The following is a 17,186-nucleotide window of genomic DNA, read 5'->3' as shown; positions in this document are numbered from 1 at the left end:
GACCCGGCCGCCGCACGCGTCGCGGGCGGTTGGCCGGAGGTGATCTGGCCGAACCGCCCGCTCCCTGACGGGCCTGCGGCGTCAGCCCAGGCCGAGCACGCTCATCGTGCGCTCGGCCATGCGCTGCTCGCCGAGAGCGTTGGGGTGGACCGGCACGATGTTCTGCCCGAACAGCAGCGGCTCGATCCACCGGGTGCCGACCGGCTTGCACGCGTCGTGTCCCTCGGACGCCGCCGAGAAGTCCACGTAGGTGGCTCCGGTCTCCTGTGCCGCGCGCTGGATGGCCGAGTTGAGGTGCGCCTGAATGGAGCGCATGTAGGGGACGTCGCCGGCGGCGATCGGAAGCTTCAAGAAGCAGGACGCGTCGGCGGTGGCGGGGGTGATCCAGGGATAGCCCAGGGCGGCGACACGGGCGCCCGGTGCCTTGGCCCGGATGTCCTGCAGGGCCTTCTTGAGCGCGGGGTAGGTGTTCGCCTCGATCTGGTCGTCGAAGGTACTGCCGTTCTTGTCCTTGCAGGGGCTGCCCTTGCCGCCGCTCAGGACGCCCGCGGTGCCGCAGGCCGTGACGGCGTTGATGAACGTGTTGTTGTCGTTGCCTCCCATCGTGAACGTCACCAGGTCGGTGCCGGCGCTCAGCGCGTCCAACTGCGGTGCCACCCCCGGGTACTGAGACGCGGTGAAGTCCTTGGTCTGAGCCGCTCCGCACGTCACGTCCTTGAGTCGTGCGCCGGTCCGGGCGGCCAGGACGTGGGGGTAGTTCGCGGTGGACCGCAGGCACAGCAGGTTGCTGGTGTCGATGGGCAGGACGCCCGACCCGGCGCTGTAGCTGTCGCCGAGCGCGACGTAGTCCACAGGTTCCGCGGCGTGTGCCGCTGTGCCGGTGAGGCCGGAGGCCAGCAACCCGGCCGTCATTGACGCGAGCATGACATTACGAAGGGTGGGCATGTGCTCTCTCTTCTCAGCAGAGTGCGGGTGAGGGTCCCGGCCGCAGAGATACGGTCGGCTTCCACGAGAAATGAGGCGGCTCGAGCAGGCAGCGATGGGGCTCCCGTCGGTGCGCACCGACGGGAGGGGGTCACGAGCGGGGTTACCGCTTGGTACTACCGATAGGTAATGTGAGGCCTCGTCGCCCCGGGGTCAACAAAGTTGACAGTAGATTTTTGAACCGCCGGGCAACCCACGGCCGGCAGCTGCCTCACGGCGGCCCTGAGCGGGCCGGGCGTGCGGGCGGCCATCGGGAGGAACTCAGTGCAGGGCAAACCCGCGACGAGTACACGGCAAGCCATCCGTGAGGCAGGAAGCGCCCTGTTCCGGCAGCAGGGGTACGCCAAGACGACCGTCCGACAGATCGCGGCCGCGGCCGGCAGGGACCCGGCGCTGGTCATCCGCCACTTCAAGAGCAAGGAACTGCTGTTCCTGGAGACGATGCAGCTGACCATCGACGACGAACCGCTGCTCGGTGCGCCCCTGGAGTACCTGGGAGAACGGCTCATCGACCTCGTCATCGGCATCGACGGCGGCGCTCGCGGCGTCTTCCTCGCCCTCGTTCACGGCAGCAATGAACCCGAGATCCACAAGCGTCTGACGGACACGCACGAGAACGTCCTCATCGAACCCCTGCGCCGTCGCCTGAGCGGACCCGACGCCGACATCCGCGCACGCCTCGCCGCCTCCGTGGCGGCGGGACTCCTGTACTCGCTGTGGATCGCCCGGGACGAAACCCTCCTCGCCACCGACCGCACCACCCTCGTCGCCCGCTACGGCGCACTCGTCCAGCACGTCCTGACCCCGGCGGCGTAGGCGCGCGGCTCGCCATCTCGTGACGTGCTGCGGCGACGGGTGAGAGCGCGCTGTCGGCGACGGCGACGGCGACGGCGACGGCGAGGTGACGCCGACGGCGAGGTGACGCCGACGGCGACGTGCGCAGGGCGTCGACTTGAACAAGAAATCGAACATGTGCGCTAATGGAGTGATGGAGAGCGCGACCTTCCCCCACGACCTGGTGCACCTGCAAGCCGCCTGGAACAGCACCTACGACGCCCTCGCAGCGCCCTGCCCGAGCACTGCGAACACCGCCCTACGCCGTCGCCTGATCAGGTTGTCGACACGCCTGTGGTGGCACCCGTACTGGTCCGGCCCCGGCCGTGACCCCGCGGCTCGTCAGGAGCTGCGGACCAGGGGCCACGCGACGGAGGGCCTACCGGTGAACCGGGCGACTCCGCACCTGCCCGAGCGGGAGCAGTGAATCCTGCGCGTCATCCGACGCCCGGCCCGGGAGACCAGCCTCCGTACGACGGGGCTGGTCGGCGCCCGTCTCAACCGCGCGACGAAGACGACGGCACCTCGCGGCGGACGAGCGATCTCGCGAAGGGCTCGCCGCTGCGCCGGGCGTACGTCATGCGCTCGCGGACCTCCCTCAGCATGCGGGGACGATATCCGGGCCCGCCGCAGCAGCTCTTGTGGAAACGGACGCCGGCGTGCAGCAGCACGGACAGGGTGCGCCAGGCAGCGGTGTCCCGACGCCGGGGCGCGGCGAACGCCGAACCCACGTGGACAAGCGGCCGCGTGCAGCGCGGGCAGCTCCGCTGCCTGTCCCTGTCGTAGGACTGCTTGTAGGAGGCCCGGCAGGGCAGACAGACGTACGAGGTCTTCGCGTGGGCCATGTCGGCAGAGTAGACGCCGCCCAAGCGGAACTCGACGGGATTTCCGCACGGCGAACGTCAGCAGTTCGACCCGCCGGACGCCTCCGTTCGCCGGCCCCCTCCGTCCGTCATCAGTTCGCTTCCAGCTCATGGTCGAACCAGATCCGGTGCGTGCCGTCGGCGTCTACGGCCATGCCTCCGCTACCGCGGACCCCGGCCAGTTCTCCCGTGCCGCTCGCGGGCACGACGGTGAAGAACTCCGCCGTCCGGTCGCTCCCCGTCGTGGTCGCCGAGTGCACGAAGTTGAAGGTGCCGCTCCGGCCGAGCAGCGAGCCTTCGAAGGACTCCATGGCCACATAGGTACCCACGCCGGTCGCCTGGTCGAACGCGGCCGTGAACAGGGTCGCGGAGCGACCGGCGACCTCGCCCTCGAAGTGCTTCTCCATCGTTGCGACACCCACCGGAAGGGCAGTGGACACAGGGGGGTCCGGTTGCAGCTCTGTCGGGACGAACGCCTTGACGGTGAAGGTTCCTGAAGCTCTCATGCCGCGACCGTATCGGTCCGGTCTGACACCGCGCCTTCGAAGCGGAACCCGGTCGAAGCGGTCGCGCCGTCACCTGAACTCTCGCCTTCACGACTGCCGCGCCTGCCGCATGCGCCGGACGGTCAAGACCTCGATGACCCCGTCGTCCCGCCCGACCGCACAGGGTCGTCCTCCCTCTTCTGCTGACGTTCCGCACGCTGCTGGACGAGTTCCTCGACCGCGCTCGGCAGGGTCGTGTCGAAGTCGATCAGCTTCGCCCACGTCGGCGTCATCACGATGCGGACCATGCCGTCGTAGAGCGAGCGGACCTCGGCCTCCCACGCGACGCGCTGCTCGGCCGTCATCCCGTAGGAACCGTTCATCTCCAGGTATTCCTCTGGAATACCGTCGACCTCGTCGAGTTCGACGGTGCCGCGGACCAGCAGGATCGTGGGCGGATGCACCTCGGTGTCGATGGTGATGGCCACGGCCGGATTCTGACGGAGCGAGGCCAGCTTCGGGGCGTTCTTCGACGTGCACATCACGGCCTGCCTCCCGTTCCAGGCGAACGCGATCGGGATGTTGCGCGGTGTCCCGTCCTTCGCCACGTAGGCCAGACGGCAGATGTCGCGAGCCAGCATCTCCTGGCTCAGCGGGCGGTCGAGGATCTCGGAGATCTTGTCGTTCGTCATGCCGGGCTCCAGAGGGTCGGGCGACCACGGTGGTCGCCTCTGCTCCTGGGACGGAGCGGTCGCGTCGTTCTCGACATCCCCGCCGAACTTTTCCGGCGCCCGGCCGCACGAGCCTTCATGACGGGAGCTGCGTCCCCCCGTTCCAGATCCCACGACTCCATATCGCCACCGTGCCTGGCAATGAGATCCTGACACCTCGGCTGAGCTGGTCACGCAACGGCAGGGGGAGCCTGAGTGAGGAAGCGCGTCAGCAGGACATGGTGGATCGAACTCGCCGTGTACGTGGCCTTCGGAGTCCTGGCCGCGACGGTCCTCTGTATGGCCGCTTCAGTCCTCCTGATGGGGCTGCCCCATGGTTGGCAGGCGGCGACAACCTGGGCGCAGATAGAGCACCGCTTTCTCTGGCTGGTCGTACGCCTTGTACCGACCTCGGTGGCCGTGTATCTCATCGTGCGTGTCCGGCGCGGCGCGATGGAATTCGAGGCGCGCAATGGCTCAGGCGCGTCGACTCGGTATCACGAGCAACATCGGTAAGCCGGGAGCGGTAAGCGGGGAGCCGGTCTCCGGCCGCCGTACGGGCGACCACGCGACAGTAGCCGTACCCCTTGCCTCATCCCGTGGATAGGGTTTCTGCGGCGAGGGGGCGCGCATGCAGGGACGGGAACAATGGCGGTGGTGACACTGACGACCGTGCTGGCAGCACTGTGCACCAGTGCGCAGAGCGTGCGGGCGGGAGACTCCCGACTGCCGCCCGCAGGCAGAGCCACCCCGTCGCCGCGCACCGGGGACTTCAACGGAGACGGATACGGCGACTTCGCCGCCGTCATGCAGGGGCGACGCGTGGTGGTGGTCGACGGCACTGCACACGGCCTCGACCCCCAACTGCGCACCGTGTCCCAACTGCCGTCCCGTAAGGAGCACATGCCAGAGACCCAACTGCTGCGCGCCGACCTGGATCACGACGGCTACACCGACCTTGTCCACGCGCCGTCAGGGCGTGAACCTGCCGTGCAGTGGGGCGGCTCGCGCGGTCTGAGCACCGCACAGACCTTGGCCGGCGCCCCCGGCGACCTCAGAATCAACGGCCACTTCGACGGCGACGGCGCAGCGGACCTCTCCTTCGGCGGCGACACCACCACCGCCGGGACCGTCCGGTACGGGCCTGACCCGGTCCCACCCAGTCGGAATCGTGCAGCTCGCATGCGCGTGGCCGAACCGCGCCGACGTCCTTGGCGGCGACGCCACCGTCCTGACCATCCACCAGTAGCCTCGCGTGTCATGGGCCTTGAGATTGACGTAGTAGTGGGCTACCCGACCGACGATGAGGTGGAGAAGGTGCTCGGGTTGGCCGAAGCGGTCGGCGAGCCCGTCACCGTCACGTTCCTGTGGGAGGGGCGGGAAGAGGCGGAACGTGTGGTGTTGGTGCCCGCGGCCACGTTGGCGCTCTGGGAGCACTGGGCCCCCACCGCCCATCCGGCGCGCGGGGCCGCAGGCGAGAACGGCGCTTCCGCGCAGGAGCCGGAACTGGCCCATCCGGCGGAGTTCGGCGCGTTCACGCTCTTTCGCCGCCGCGCAGGTGGGCGCACGGCGGTCGCTCGCTCCGGCGTGGTGGTCGCCGAGTTGCTGGACCCCGACGAGGCGCGGCGGCTTCAAGAGGGCGCCCGCGACGTCCGGCAGGGATTCATGGATCCGAAGCAGAAGGCCGCGTTCGAGGAGTTCCTCGCCCGGCAGGCATCCGTTGATGAGCAGTGACGTGCCGACTCAGGAAGGGGAACTGTGTGGGGCTCGCCGAACGTCCAACGGCGGGCTCCACTCAGCTCCTGATCTGAACCCGTACATCGTGACTACGCCGGGGAAGGAGCGGACGAGGACGGTGTGGAGCGAGCGTTCGTCACCGGCGGCGCGCAGAGCGTCGAAGCGGAGGTGCAGCCAGAAGGGAGGGGAGGGGGTCAGGCGAGGATCGGGATGAGGCCCAGTGCGAAGACCACGTAGAAGCCGGCCGCGACCGTGAGGCGCGCGGGGGTGAGCCTGTGGCCTCGCATCGTCATCAGGAGGTAGACGATCGCCGCCATGGTGATCAGCCCGGACCACAGCAGCGCCGCGTCGAAATCCCAGCGCGTGAACAGCAGACCGAGTCCGGAAGGAACGGTGGCCTGGATCATCATGGCGCCGGAGATGTTCGCCAGCGCGAGCTGCGTCTTGCCCTGGCGCACCCAGATCACCGCGTTCATGATTTCCGGGAGCTCCGTCGCGACGGGAGACAGCAGGAGCGCGGTCACGGCTGCGGACAGCCCCAACATCGGTCCGATCGCGTCCAGTTGCTTCACGAACAGCTGCGAAGCGAAGAAGATGACCACCAGAGTCAGGGCGGTCTGCGCAGCCACGGCCCAGGTGCTCGGCGAAGCGGCCTTCGGCTGGAATTTCAGGGGCTCCAGGTCCGGACCCTCGTCCTCGTCGTCGTCACCGCCGCGGATCTCCCGCCAGAAGTAGACGGCGTAGGCCGCGAAGAAGAGCAGGCCCAACACCGGCTTGAACGCGAAGGCGACCAGCCCGAGAGCCACCTTCACGGCGAAGATCGGCAGGAACCACTTCTGGTCCTTCGCCAGCCGCTTCATGTCCTCGGCGCTGCCGAGTGATTCCTCGTTCCGCGTCCCGGCGGGAGTCGCGCCGGGACCGGCGGCGATGCGCTCCCTGCGGCGTTTGAGCATCAGCATCGCCCCGGTCACGCCGTAGGCGATCGTGGACAGTGCCAGTGGGCCGCCCATCGCCGCGCCGACGCCGATGTCCTTGGCCTCGTCGGTCGCGCCGGTCGTCACGGCGACGAGAGTGACCACGGACTCCGGCAGTGCGGTCCCGAAGGCGGCGAGGATCGTGCCGACGGCCATCTTCCCGACGTTCAGCCGTTCACCCAGCCACTCCACGGCGTTGACGAACCACTCGCAGGAGAGGTAGATCGCGACCGCGCAGACGATCAGCAGGACGAAATGGATCACAGGTCTCGCTCAGCCTTCCCGTGCCGGCGGGAGTACCGAGAACCACCGCGAAGAGGGACGGCGGCTGCTTCGACCCCGCCGGCACGCTTGCACGGTGCCGACGAAGGGCCGAGGAGTTCGCACGCCCGTATCTTCACCCGGCACGAGCCCGGGCCACGGGAACCGAAAACCGTCCGTGTGTCGCCGAGGCTGTGCCGGTCACCACTCGTCCGGGAGCCGTCGGGTCAGTCTCCGGGTGAGCCCCGTGCGCAGCTCACCGCGCGTCCGCTGTCGCGCTCACCGCGCGTCCACTGTCACGGACGTTTTACGCCGATCCAGCGGCGTGCGGCCCGTTCGGACCGGTTCGTTCAGGCGGGATACTGCCCGTTCGTGAGGTCTTCGAGAAGGCTCGGGTGGGTGGGCTGCCAGTCGAACTTCTCGCGGGTGACGACGCTGGAGGACGGCTGGTCCAGGGCGAAGATGGTGCCGAGGAATCCGAAGCTGTCCGCCGGTACGGCCTCGACGGGCAGGCCGAGGCGGCGTCCGATGATCTCGGCCAGGGAGAGCATGGTGTCCCCCTCGTCGGCGACGGCGTGAGCGACCGTGCCGGGTGCACCGTTCTCCAGAACCAGGCGGAAGAGCCGGGCCGCGTCGAGGCGGTGCACCGCCGGCCAGCGCTGGGAGCCGTCGCCGACGAAGCCGGACACTCCGGTTCGCTGGGCGGTCGCGACGAGGAAGGACGCGAATCCGAAGCGGCCGTCCGCCGCGTGGACGGACCGGGGGAGGCGGACGGTCGCGGAGCGCACACCCTCCCGCGCCAGGTCGAGCACCGCCTGGGCGTTACGGCCGCGACCGCCCATGGGGCCGTCGACGGCCATCGGGTCGTCCTCGGTCGAGGTGCGGCCGGGAACGAAGGGGGTGCCGGACGCGACGACGAACGGCTTGCCGCTGCCCTTGAGCGCGGAGCCGAACGTCTCGATGGCGACGGTCTCTTCGGCGATGGACTTCTGGATGTTCGTGAAGTCGTTGTTGAAGGCGAGGTGGATGACGCCGTCGGCCTGTTCGGCGCCGGCGCGCAGGCTGTCGGGGTCCGTGAGGTCGCCGCGCAGGGCGGTGGCGCCGGCGGCCGTGACGGCCTCGGCCGAGGCGTCGGAACGGACCAGGGCGACCACCTCGTGGCCCCCGGACAGAAGCTCGGGAAGTACCGCGGAGCCGATTCCGCCACTGGCGCCGGTGAGGAAGACACGCATGAGAGATCTCCACATCTGATGGGACGTTGGTCTCATCACTGTACAGGGTGATGCGACCAACGTCCCATTGGTAAGATCGCGACATGCCTCGATGGGAACCCGACGCGCGCGAACGCTTCGTCACTGCCGCACTCCAGCTCTTCTCCGAGCAGGGCTACGACAACACGACCGTCGTCGAGATCGCCCAGCGCGCCGGGCTCACCAAGAGCACCTTCCACCGGCACTTCCCGGACAAGCGGGATGTCCTTGCCGCAGGCCAGGAGACGCTGTCGCGACTCCTCGCTGAAGGCATCGCCGCGGCACCCCCTCAGGCCACTCCGCTGTCCGCGGTCGCCTCGGGGCTGGAGCGGGCGGCCGGAGCGATGACGTCGTTCAACCGCGAGCTCGCTCCCCGGCTCCATGCCGTCATCGCGACCAGCGCCGAACTCCAGGAGCGCGACCAGCTCAAGCAGGTCGGCGTCGCCGCCGCCATGGCGGACGCGTTGCGGGCCCGGGGCGTACCGGACCTGGTGGCCGCCCTGGGTGCCGAGGTCGGCATGCTCGCCTTCAAGGAGGCGTTCGCCGCGTGGGTCGTCCCCGACAACGAGCAGGGACTCGGCGAACTGTCCCGTACGGCGCTGGACCGGCTCCGCGCCGCATTCGCCGAACTCGGCTGACTCTGCCTCTGGACCTGACTCTGCCTCTGGTCCATGGGCGGAACGTGTCGGGTGCCACGCCCGGGGGTCCGCGGAACGCTATGTGATGGGTTCCGCAGCGGAACCGGGCGGACGTCCGGTGTCGTGCAGTCCACGCTGGGGTTCGTCCGTCGACTGCCCGACTGCCCGACTGCCCGACTGCCCGACTGCCCGACTGCCCGACTGCCCGACTGACTCGCTGCCCGGCTCGGTCAATGGCCGCGTGGCGGGCGGCGGTTGGTCGGATCGTCAGGGCGACGGGTCGACCGCGGAACGCGCCTGCACAATGCCTTCCACGCCGCGCAAGAAGGTCTCCACGATCAGCTCCGCGTCGAAGAGGCAACCGGCCGCCATGGCGCCGTCTCGCAGCATGACGAAGTGCCGGCCCGCCGCCTCGGCGGGCGTGTCGCCGACCTGTGCCAGCAAGCCCGTGACGGTGTCGAGGAACCACTGCCGGTGCGCGAGAACGGCCTGGTGGATCGGGTGCGCGGGGTCGGGATACTCGGCCACGGCGTTGAGGAAGGCGCAGCCGCGGAAGCCGGCCGACAGAATGCTTTCGGCAATGGAACGGCTGACCGCGCGCACCTTGTCGTCCGCGGACGGGCTGCTCTCCGCGGCAGCCGAAATCTGGGCCCGGATGTCGTGGTCGGCCTGGTCGAGATAGGCGAGGACGAGGTCCTCCTTGCCCGCGAAGTGCCGGTACAGCGTGGCCCGGGTGACGTGCGCTTCCTCGATGATCCGGTCGATGCCGACGGAGTGGATCCCCTCCGTGTAGAAGATCCTGATCGCCGTACCGAGCAGCCTCGACCGGGCCTCGGACGTGCCGCCAGCTTTCGTGCTCCGACTCATGGCTCCCAGCGTACCCAATGGTGAGGGAGAACGTTCGGTCTTGACAGGGTCGGCGTTTCTCCTAACCATGGAAAGAGACCGAACGTTCTCCCTCGTAAGGGATGCGGTGCCGTGCCGTGATCGGTATTGCCCGCCTGTGGGCGGCGGCGCCGCGCGATCAACTGGGCCCGTTCCGCGCCCCGCCCGAGGACCAGTACTCACAGAAACCGGACCCGCCATGGACACCCTCGTCGACACCCACGCCGCTCCCGCCGACGTCACCGTCGCCCTGCGCAGGCTGTACCTCCTGCGCTTCGCTTTCGCCGCCGTCTGGGCGGGCCTGTTGTTCACAGCGGCTGACAGTCTGGGCCCGCTCAGCGTCGCGCTCCTGGTGCTCTACCCCCTCTTCGACGCGGCCTGCGCAGTCGCCGACCTACGGTCGGCCCGTGCCGACACGGGCGCGGTGAGGAGGTTGTACGTGAACCTTGCGCTCAGTGTTCTGACCGGTATCGGCCTCGCCATCGCCACCACTTCCGGTATCGAGGCCGTCCTGCGGGTCTGGGGAGTCTGGGCCATCACCGCCGGTGTCACCCAGGTCGCCGTGGGCCTCGTCCGCCGCCGACTGGGCGGGCAGGGGGCGATGATCGCGAGCGGCAGCATCTCCACCCTCGCCGGCGCGTCCTTCGTCGCCCAGGCGGGCAAGGACGGTGCCACGCTCACCAACCTCGCCGGCTATGCCCTCCTCGGCGGAATCTTCTTCCTCGTCTCCGCCGTCCGCCTCAAGGCCGCCGGTCGGAAGGCCTGAGCGGAACGGGTGAAGCCTGTCGAACTCCGAGCCCTCGCCGTCGGGTTGGCGGCGAGGGCAAGGATCTGGCCCTGCCCGACCTGAGCGGGCAGGGCCAACAGTCTTTCTGCGTTGCTGACTTCAGAGCGTGGGGGGTCGGCCGGTCGCCCGTCCTGCGGTCTCGTGCGGCCGCTGTGAAGTGGCGGTTCCGTGGGCTCGGCGCCGTCCGGATCGGCGGCGCGTCACTCTCCGTCCCTCATAGCGGTGTCGCGAAGTCGGCTGCTCACTGCGGTTCTCCGCTTTGGGTTCCGCGGAGGGTGCGACTGCGTCCCCTGAATTCGGCGATGACTTCGTCGCTGCGACGGATGGTCACGTCGTAGATGCCGCTGCGGCCGAAGCGGGTGCGCTCCGACGCCGTGGCCATCAGGACGTCGCCCTCGTGCGCGGGGGCGATGAAGTCGATGTCTGCGGCCGCGGCGACCGTCACGGGTCCGTAGGTGTTGCAGGCGCACGCGAAAGCGGTGTCGGCGAAGAGGAACAGGTATCCACCGTGGGCGGTGCCGTGGCCGTTGACCATGGCGGGGGACACGGTCATCCGGACCGCGGCCGTTCCTTCGCCGTGCTGCACCAGCTCGATGCCGAGCCTTCGTGACGCCTCGTCGGCGGTGAACATCGCCTCGACCGGACTTGGTGCCGAGCCTGGCACGTGGGTCGTCATCTCCACCCCTCGCCTACCGACCGAACATTCGGTCTCCGTACGACCTCGTCAACCTAGGCCGACAAGGCCGGTGCCTGTCAAGAGGTGCAGGGTGGGGCGGCGAACCCTGAGGGTGTCCAGTGCCGCGGGCTCGCTTTCTACTCGCCTTCGTCGCCCGTGCAGGTGAAGTCGTCCGGTGACGTCCGCAGCTTGCCGAGAGCCTTGCGCAAGGTGCCGCGCTCGCGTTCGGAGAGGTCGGCGAAGAGCTCGCCCTCCACCGTGTCCAGGGCGGCGTCCGCCTTCTTGAGGCGGTCGGCCCCCTCGGGCGTGATCTCCACGATGTGCCGGCGGCGGTCCGCCGGGTCGCGGTGACGGCGAGCGAGGTCGTCGCCCTCCAGATCGTTGAGGAGGGATACGAGGACGCTCGGGTCGACCTGGAGAACCTCGGTGAGCGCCTTCTGGGTCACCGGTCCGTCGGCGAGCCGCATGAGCGTCATCGCATGCCGGGGGGTGAGTCCGGCCAGCCCCAGGGCGCGACGGATCAGCGTCTCCGTGATGCCGCCGTGGTAGGCGAGCAGGAAGCCGAGTCGGTCGGGCGAACTGTCCGGGGGCCCCGCGTCCTTTGCTGCCATTTCGTCATCGTATCAGCGGGCCGATGATGGCTCGACATCAATCGTTGATGTGCTTCAATGATCTCACTGCTCCCATTGTCCAATCGCATCAACTCCGGAGGACTCATGTTCCTTGCGTATGCCGTCGTCGGCATCCTGCTCGCCTTGGTTCTGGCCGCATCGGCCTTCCTGACCTTCACCAAGAACCCCAAAATCACCGAGAACATGACCAGAGTGGGTGTGCCCGACTCCTGGCTCCCGCGTCTGGCGGCCCTCAAGGCAGCGGGCGCGATCGGCCTGCTGATAGGCCTCGCGGTCCCCCTGATCGGTGCCGCGGCCGCAGTCGGGATCGTCCTCTACTTCATCGGCGCGGTCATCGCGCACATCCGGGCGAAGGACAAGGAGATGGCGCCGGCGATCGTCCTGGCGTCGATCGCCGTGGCCGCGCTGATTCTCCGGGTGCTCTCCGCCTGACGGCTGTCGCGCATGGATGCCGGACAGGCACGGGTGGTGGTGGCCTCCCGCCGCACGGGATCGACGCCACTGGCTGTCCCCTATCGGAGCGAACTCCACGCGGACCGCGCTGAGGAGACGGGGGAGACCGCGCTGCTCCTCGTACGGTTCTGCCATGCGTGACGACTCGCAGTTCCAGGTGACCGAGGTGTCGGCCTCCTATTGGCAGGTGACGTTCGCCAACGGCGACCTCAATCTCTACGACGCCGACAGCGTCGAACAGCTCGCGGATCTGTTGACCCGCATCGAGCAGGCCACCGAACTCACGGTGGTGGTCTTCCGAAGCGCCCATCCCGACTTCTTCATGGCCCACTGGGACATGCTGTCGGACCAGGCCCGAGTGGCCGGCATGCAACCCGGTCCGACAGGACTGCACCCCTACGCGGACAACCTGGCTCGCCTCAGCCGGGTACCCGCCGTGACGATCGCCGCGATCAACGGGCGGGCCCGAGGCGCGGGCAGCGAGTTCGTGCTGGCCACCGACATGCGCTTCGCCGGCCCGCAGGCCGTACTGGGACAGTTCGAGGTGGGGCTGGGGTCCGTACCCGGCGGCAACCCGATGGGACGGCTGGCCCGGCTCGTGGGTCGTGGCCGGGCCATGGAGATCCTTCTGGGCGGCGACGACTTCCCCGCCGACCTGGCGGCGGCGTACGGCTACGTCAACCGGGTCCTGCCGGCCGGTGAACTGGAGGGCTTCGTCGACACGTTCGCCCGCCGTGTCGCCGGCTTCGACAAGGTGGCGGTGGCTGGGATCAAGGCGCTCGTCGATGCCTCTGTGCCGATCCCCGACGAGGAGTCCGCCGCCAGCCTCGCGGCCTTCTTCCGGACTTCGGGCCGCCCCGAGAACGCCGACCGGGTGCGCCGGCTGTTCGATCTCGGGCTTCAGCGTCCGGACGGCGTCGAACTGGACCTGGGTCGACAGATCGCCGAGTCGACGTAACGGCTTGGGAGGCCGGACGGGGTGCGGCCGCGTACCCTGCCGCGGTTCGTGCCGTCCAGCGGGACGGGCCCCTGCCGAGAGTTCGGCAGGGGCCCGCGGTGCAGGGGCTACGGAGCCGGGTTCCCGCTTCGACGAGCGGTGGGCCGGCCCATGTCGCCTACCGACTGCTGCCGGTGCGACCGCCCGCCCTCACCGCAGATGCCGGGTGAAGAACTGGGCCGCGGCGTCCCCCGCGAACTGCGGGACGCCGGTGTGCCCACCGAGATGGGCGTGCAGGGACTTGTCCTTGGAACCGAAGGCGTCGAACAGGTCCAGGGCCGCCTGCCGGTCGTTCCCCTCGTCGTCCCACTGCAGCAGGACGTGCAGGGGAACGGTGACCCGTCGGGCCTCCCCGAACATGGCACGAGGTACGAGACTCCCGGCGAACAGAACAGCGGCCGAGATCCGCGGCTCGACCACCGCCAGCCGGACGGCGATGGAGATCACTCCCCCCGAGTATCCGACCGGACCGCCGACCTCGGGCAGCGAGAGGAGTGCGGCCAGGGCGGCCTGCCATTCCGGGACCGCCTTGTCGACCAGTGGGAGGACGAGGGCGTCGACGATCTCGTCGCCGACCGGCTCACCGGCCTCCATCGCCCGTCGCAGGTCTGCGCGGGCCTGATCGACGGCGGGCCAACGGGGCCTGTCGCCGCTGCCGGGAAGCTCGATGGTGGCCGCGGCGAAACCGTCCGCCGCGGCGTGAAGGGCCCGGCCCACCAACCGCGGGTACATCCTGCGCAGCCCGAGGGGAGGATGGCCGAGGAGGATCAGCGGCACCGGTTCGGACGCTGACGCCGCAGCGGGCGTCCACAGGACGCCGGGGATGTCGCCAAGGGTGAATTCGCGTTCGAGGACGCCGTCGTCGAGGCGCTGCTCGGAAGTGAAACGCATGGTCGTGCCTTTCGGGAGTGCACTGGAACGGCGCTCCCGGACGACCTGTCTATCGCCCGACCATGACCCCGGAGAGGAGCACCCATGTCGATACTGCGTTCACGGGTACCACCTCCTCGATCTCTCGCACGGCCTCCGGAAACCTAGCAGCTGCCGCTGCGGCCGGCCAACCGGGTTTCCCGGGAGACTCCGTGGCCGGATTCGAGGGAGACAGTCCGCAGCACCCCTCGGACTTCCCGTCCTCGCGCGGCCGGGCGCCCACTCCGGCCCGACCATGCTCTCGGTCGGGGCCAACCCCCCCGGCCTCCGTGCCGCTTTCACTCCTGCCGGTCTAGGACGGACCGGTCGAGTACGGAGCGGGAGCACGGGGAAGGAGGGCGACGACGTCGGGGCGCCGAAGGCCGTCCCGATGATCGCGGCGTCTCCGTCACGCCGCATAATCAGGGCTCGCCTGCTCACGCCGTCCGCCGACGGGCGCGGGTGATGCACGGAGAGCCGGAACGGAAAGGGCTAGTGGGGGACATGAAGGTCGCGAACGAACCGGTCATACCGGCAGAGATGGAGAGTCCCGCTCAGCGGACCCAGCCGACCGGGAGTCTCGCGCGATGGCTGCTGCACCACCGGGTGCAGCCCGCCGGCCCGGCCGCGAGCGAGGGCCACGCGGAGCAGCACGCCTGGTGGAAGGTCATGTGCCTCACGGGCGTCGACTACTTCTCCAGCCTGGCGTACGTCCCGGCGATCGCCGCACTCGCGGCCGGAGCGGTCTCGCCGCTCGCGACGATGGTGATCGTGGCCCTGACCCTGGTGGGCATGCTGCCGATGTATCGCCGGGTCACCCGCGAGAGCTCCGACGGGGCCGGTTCGGTGGCCATGCTGGAGGACCTGCTGCCGTTCTGGTGGGGCAAGCTGTTCGTCCTGGTCCTCCTCGGCTTCGTCGCGACCTCCTGGATCATCACGATCACGCTGTCCACCGCGGACGCGTCCGTGCATGTGGTGGAGAACTCCTACTTCCCCCACGCCCTGCACGGTCACGAGGTCGCCCTCACCGTGGCGCTGCTCGTCGTGCTCGGAGGGGTGTTCCTGCTCGGATTCAGCGAAGCCGTGAAGGTGGCCATCCCTCTGGTCGTCGCCTTCCTCGCACTCAACGCGGCCGTCATCGTCGTCGGCCTCGTCGACGTCTTCACCACGTCCGGCGCCCTCTCGGCCTGGACGGACGCCCTCGGCGACGGCGGAGGCGGATTCGGCAGCCTGGCCGAACCCGCGCTGTTGGCCTTTCCCCTGCTGGTGCTGGGACTTTCCGGTTTCGAGACCGGCGTGAGCATGATGCCCCTCATCGCCGCCAAGGGCAGCGACCCCGAAGAGCAGAAGCAGTCGCGGATCCGCAACACCCGACGGCTCCTCACCACCGCCGCGCTCGTCATGAGCGTCTACCTGCTGGCCGCGAGCTTCGTGACGACCGTCCTCATCCCGCACAAGGAGTTCGAGCCCGGGGGACAGGCGAACGGCCGCGCGCTGGCCTGGCTGGCGCACGAGAAGCTCGGCGAGGTGTTCGGCACCGCCTACGACATCAGCACCATCCTGATCCTCTGGTTCGCGGGCGCGTCGGCGATGGCCGGGCTGATCAACATCGTGCCCCGCTACCTGCCCGACTACGGCATGGCCCCCGAATGGGGACGCGCGGTACGCCCCGTCGTGATCGTCTACACCGGACTCTGCATCGTCATCACCATCGCGTTCGGCGCCGACGTCAACGCCCAGGCCGGCGCCTACGCCACCGGCATCCTCGCCATGATGGTCTCCGGAGCGTTCGCCGTCACGGTGTCCGTCGTCCGCAGCCACCGGCGTGTGGCCGGAGCGGGATTCGCGCTGCTCACCGCCGTCCTCCTCTACGCACTGGTCGCCAACATCGTCGACAAGCCCGACGGCATCGCCATCTCCGGCATGTTCATCGCCGGCATCGTCGCCGTGTCGCTGATCTCGCGGGTCTCTCGTACGACCGAACTGCGCGTCGACCGGATCGTGTTCGACACCACGGCACGTCAGTTCATCACCGACACCCTCGCCCACGACAACGCCATCAACATCATCGCCAACCGACGCGAGACCGGCGACGGCGCCGAATACGCCCACAAGGAGCGCGAACAGCGCGGCAACAACCCGGTGCCCGGACCCGCCGACGTGCTGTTCCTGGAGATCGACGTCGTCGATCCGTCCGACTTCAGCGAGACCCTCTCCGTCCATGGCGCCGATGTCGAGGGCTACCGCATCCTGCGCGCCGAGGCCCCGGCCGCTCCGAACGCCATCGCCGCGATCCTGCTCGCCCTGCGCAACGCCACGGGCGTGCAGCCGCACTGCTACTTCGCGTGGGCCGAGGGAAGTCCCCTGCGGCACATGTTCCGCTACTTCCTCCTGGGCCGCGGAGACACCGCCCCCGTCACCCGCGAGATCATCCGCAGCAACGAGCCGGACCCCGAGCGCCGTCCCGGCATCCACGTCGGCGGCTGACCCTGGATCCCACGGCTTGCGGGGAGCGGGCGAGCGCCCCGTGATCCGTGGCAGCGACCGCTCAGGCGTCGGTGTCCAGCGGACGGCCGTGCAGCGCCAACTGCCGGTCGAGTTCGGCCCGGACCTCGTCGCAGAGGCTTCTGGTCCGGGCCCAGCCGATGATCAGCTCGGCGAGGTGGTGGAGCTTGATGTTCTTCCGCTGGGACACTTCCCGCAGCACGTTCCATCCCTCGTCGGGCGTCAGCCGCCCGACGGCGAGAAGAACCCCGATCGCCTGGTCGACCACGGCGTGCGAGCGCACGGCGTGCTGAAGCTGCGCGTTCTCGCCCTGCAGCACCTCCACGCGGGCACGCGCCCCCTCGGGCGCCGCGTCCCGCACCCGTTCCGCAACTCGGTCCTTCACGTACGCCTCCACGGAACCGTGAGCCACTCGCTCGGTGCGACTGCCTCATCCACAGTTCCGTGCCCCGGACACGTCGGATGCACCTCGTACGGAAAAGCTTCCGGCCGTCTACTGGAGATGCCGGCGCTGCCTCTTCAGCCGCGGGGCGACGGCGACGGGGCAGGGGTACGGCTCGGGGTCCGTTGATCGCGAGGCGAATTCCGGGCGGGTGCGCTCGACTG

General features: G+C 69.2%; 19 protein-coding genes. 8 read left to right on the top strand and 11 right to left on the bottom strand.

Annotated elements, in window-relative coordinates:
• Positions 1-81: 81 nt before the first annotated feature.
• Complete coding sequence (locus OG406_RS00885; RefSeq protein ID WP_266849919.1) at positions 82-945, bottom strand: SGNH/GDSL hydrolase family protein; 864 nt, start codon at positions 943-945, stop codon at positions 82-84.
• Positions 946-1,248: 303 nt separating this feature from the next.
• On the opposite strand from OG406_RS00885, the gene OG406_RS00880 reads away from it, so the two are divergent.
• Positions 1,249-1,800, top strand: a complete 552-nt coding sequence (locus OG406_RS00880) for a TetR/AcrR family transcriptional regulator (protein ID WP_329183248.1) — start codon at positions 1,249-1,251, stop codon at positions 1,798-1,800.
• Positions 1,801-2,315: 515 nt separating this feature from the next.
• Here OG406_RS00880 and OG406_RS00870 read toward each other — a convergent pair.
• From OG406_RS00870 to OG406_RS00860, 3 genes are all read right to left on the bottom strand, one after another.
• Complete coding sequence (locus tag OG406_RS00870; RefSeq protein WP_164374429.1) at positions 2,316-2,663, bottom strand: deoxyxylulose-5-phosphate synthase; 348 nt, start codon at positions 2,661-2,663, stop codon at positions 2,316-2,318.
• A 110-nt stretch (positions 2,664-2,773) separates the two neighbouring features.
• Entirely contained in the window at positions 2,774-3,187 is a 414-nt protein-coding gene (locus tag OG406_RS00865) for a DUF3224 domain-containing protein (protein ID WP_267049929.1), read from the bottom strand.
• Between the two features lie 122 nt (positions 3,188-3,309).
• Positions 3,310-3,858, bottom strand: coding sequence for a pyridoxamine 5'-phosphate oxidase family protein (locus OG406_RS00860; RefSeq protein WP_267049930.1), 549 nt, complete (start codon positions 3,856-3,858; stop codon positions 3,310-3,312).
• A gap of 234 nt (positions 3,859-4,092) precedes the next feature.
• Between OG406_RS00860 and OG406_RS00855 the strand changes: the two genes are divergently transcribed.
• Together OG406_RS00855 and OG406_RS00850 are read left to right on the top strand one after the other, a co-directional pair.
• Positions 4,093-4,392 carry a hypothetical protein gene (locus OG406_RS00855; RefSeq protein WP_329183243.1) on the top strand — a complete coding sequence of 100 codons (300 nt, stop codon included), beginning with the start codon at positions 4,093-4,095 and terminating at the stop codon, positions 4,390-4,392.
• A 744-nt stretch (positions 4,393-5,136) separates the two neighbouring features.
• On the top strand, positions 5,137-5,610 hold the full coding sequence (locus OG406_RS00850; protein ID WP_329190594.1) for a hypothetical protein: 474 nt from the start codon (positions 5,137-5,139) through the stop codon (positions 5,608-5,610).
• Positions 5,611-5,807: 197 nt separating this feature from the next.
• On the opposite strand, the gene OG406_RS00845 is transcribed toward OG406_RS00850, so the two are convergent.
• Both OG406_RS00845 and OG406_RS00840 read right to left on the bottom strand, forming a co-directional pair.
• A complete protein-coding gene (locus OG406_RS00845; RefSeq protein WP_329183242.1) occupies positions 5,808-6,851 on the bottom strand; it encodes a sodium:calcium antiporter in 1,044 nt (347 codons plus the stop codon).
• A 347-nt stretch (positions 6,852-7,198) separates the two neighbouring features.
• The gene (locus OG406_RS00840) at positions 7,199-8,080 is read right to left on the bottom strand and encodes an SDR family oxidoreductase (RefSeq protein ID WP_329183240.1); all 882 of its coding nucleotides are present in this window, start codon (positions 8,078-8,080) and stop codon (positions 7,199-7,201) included.
• Between the two features lie 83 nt (positions 8,081-8,163).
• Between OG406_RS00840 and OG406_RS00835 the strand changes: the two genes are divergently transcribed.
• The gene (locus OG406_RS00835; RefSeq protein ID WP_329183239.1) at positions 8,164-8,736 is read left to right on the top strand and encodes a TetR/AcrR family transcriptional regulator; all 573 of its coding nucleotides are present in this window, start codon (positions 8,164-8,166) and stop codon (positions 8,734-8,736) included.
• Positions 8,737-9,003: 267 nt separating this feature from the next.
• Here the strand turns inward: OG406_RS00835 and OG406_RS00830 are convergent, their stop codons facing one another.
• A complete protein-coding gene (locus OG406_RS00830; protein ID WP_329183237.1) occupies positions 9,004-9,603 on the bottom strand; it encodes a TetR/AcrR family transcriptional regulator in 600 nt (199 codons plus the stop codon).
• Between the two features lie 217 nt (positions 9,604-9,820).
• Between OG406_RS00830 and OG406_RS00825 the strand changes: the two genes are divergently transcribed.
• Positions 9,821-10,387: a hypothetical protein gene (locus OG406_RS00825; protein ID WP_329183236.1), complete on the top strand. Its 567-nt coding sequence runs from the start codon at positions 9,821-9,823 to the stop codon at positions 10,385-10,387.
• Between the two features lie 262 nt (positions 10,388-10,649).
• On the opposite strand, the gene paaI is transcribed toward OG406_RS00825, so the two are convergent.
• Positions 10,650-11,084: a hydroxyphenylacetyl-CoA thioesterase PaaI gene (paaI, locus tag OG406_RS00820; RefSeq protein WP_329183234.1), complete on the bottom strand. Its 435-nt coding sequence runs from the start codon at positions 11,082-11,084 to the stop codon at positions 10,650-10,652.
• A gap of 137 nt (positions 11,085-11,221) precedes the next feature.
• Positions 11,222-11,695: a MarR family winged helix-turn-helix transcriptional regulator gene (locus OG406_RS00815; RefSeq protein ID WP_266849898.1), complete on the bottom strand. Its 474-nt coding sequence runs from the start codon at positions 11,693-11,695 to the stop codon at positions 11,222-11,224.
• Between the two features lie 105 nt (positions 11,696-11,800).
• Between OG406_RS00815 and OG406_RS00810 the strand changes: the two genes are divergently transcribed.
• On the top strand, positions 11,801-12,148 hold the full coding sequence (locus tag OG406_RS00810; protein WP_164374419.1) for a DoxX family protein: 348 nt from the start codon (positions 11,801-11,803) through the stop codon (positions 12,146-12,148).
• Positions 12,149-12,302: 154 nt separating this feature from the next.
• Positions 12,303-13,127, top strand: coding sequence for an enoyl-CoA hydratase/isomerase family protein (locus OG406_RS00805; protein ID WP_266619637.1), 825 nt, complete (start codon positions 12,303-12,305; stop codon positions 13,125-13,127).
• 189 nt (positions 13,128-13,316) lie between these two features.
• On the opposite strand, the gene OG406_RS00800 is transcribed toward OG406_RS00805, so the two are convergent.
• Complete coding sequence (locus OG406_RS00800; protein ID WP_329183227.1) at positions 13,317-14,057, bottom strand: alpha/beta hydrolase; 741 nt, start codon at positions 14,055-14,057, stop codon at positions 13,317-13,319.
• Positions 14,058-14,615: 558 nt separating this feature from the next.
• Here OG406_RS00800 and OG406_RS00795 point away from each other — a divergent pair.
• Complete coding sequence (locus OG406_RS00795; protein ID WP_329183226.1) at positions 14,616-16,562, top strand: amino acid transporter; 1,947 nt, start codon at positions 14,616-14,618, stop codon at positions 16,560-16,562.
• A gap of 61 nt (positions 16,563-16,623) precedes the next feature.
• On the opposite strand, the gene OG406_RS00790 is transcribed toward OG406_RS00795, so the two are convergent.
• A complete protein-coding gene (locus OG406_RS00790) occupies positions 16,624-16,965 on the bottom strand; it encodes an ANTAR domain-containing protein (protein WP_326841176.1) in 342 nt (113 codons plus the stop codon).
• Positions 16,966-17,186: the final 221 nt, after the last annotated feature.

It is taken from the genome of Streptomyces sp. NBC_01428, assembly GCF_036231965.1.
GTDB lineage: Bacteria > Actinomycetota > Actinomycetes > Streptomycetales > Streptomycetaceae > Streptomyces.
Note: the sequence above shows the minus strand (reverse complement) of the source record. Positions and strands in the feature narration are given on the sequence as shown.

Coding starts and splice junctions, on each gene's coding strand:
- OG406_RS00885 (WP_266849919.1), bottom strand. CDS start 945: ATGCCCACCCTTCGTAATGTCATGCTCGCGTCAATGACGGCCGGGTTG.
- OG406_RS00870 (WP_164374429.1), bottom strand. CDS start 2,663: ATGGCCCACGCGAAGACCTCGTACGTCTGTCTGCCCTGCCGGGCCTCC.
- OG406_RS00865 (WP_267049929.1), bottom strand. CDS start 3,187: ATGAGAGCTTCAGGAACCTTCACCGTCAAGGCGTTCGTCCCGACAGAG.
- OG406_RS00860 (WP_267049930.1), bottom strand. CDS start 3,858: ATGACGAACGACAAGATCTCCGAGATCCTCGACCGCCCGCTGAGCCAG.
- OG406_RS00850 (WP_329190594.1), top strand. CDS start 5,137: ATGGGCCTTGAGATTGACGTAGTAGTGGGCTACCCGACCGACGATGAG.
- OG406_RS00840 (WP_329183240.1), bottom strand. CDS start 8,080: ATGCGTGTCTTCCTCACCGGCGCCAGTGGCGGAATCGGCTCCGCGGTA.
- OG406_RS00835 (WP_329183239.1), top strand. CDS start 8,164: ATGCCTCGATGGGAACCCGACGCGCGCGAACGCTTCGTCACTGCCGCA.
- OG406_RS00830 (WP_329183237.1), bottom strand. CDS start 9,603: ATGAGTCGGAGCACGAAAGCTGGCGGCACGTCCGAGGCCCGGTCGAGG.
- OG406_RS00825 (WP_329183236.1), top strand. CDS start 9,821: ATGGACACCCTCGTCGACACCCACGCCGCTCCCGCCGACGTCACCGTC.
- paaI (WP_329183234.1), bottom strand. CDS start 11,084: ATGACGACCCACGTGCCAGGCTCGGCACCAAGTCCGGTCGAGGCGATG.
- OG406_RS00815 (WP_266849898.1), bottom strand. CDS start 11,695: ATGGCAGCAAAGGACGCGGGGCCCCCGGACAGTTCGCCCGACCGACTC.
- OG406_RS00810 (WP_164374419.1), top strand. CDS start 11,801: ATGTTCCTTGCGTATGCCGTCGTCGGCATCCTGCTCGCCTTGGTTCTG.
- OG406_RS00805 (WP_266619637.1), top strand. CDS start 12,303: ATGCGTGACGACTCGCAGTTCCAGGTGACCGAGGTGTCGGCCTCCTAT.
- OG406_RS00800 (WP_329183227.1), bottom strand. CDS start 14,057: ATGCGTTTCACTTCCGAGCAGCGCCTCGACGACGGCGTCCTCGAACGC.
- OG406_RS00795 (WP_329183226.1), top strand. CDS start 14,616: ATGGAGAGTCCCGCTCAGCGGACCCAGCCGACCGGGAGTCTCGCGCGA.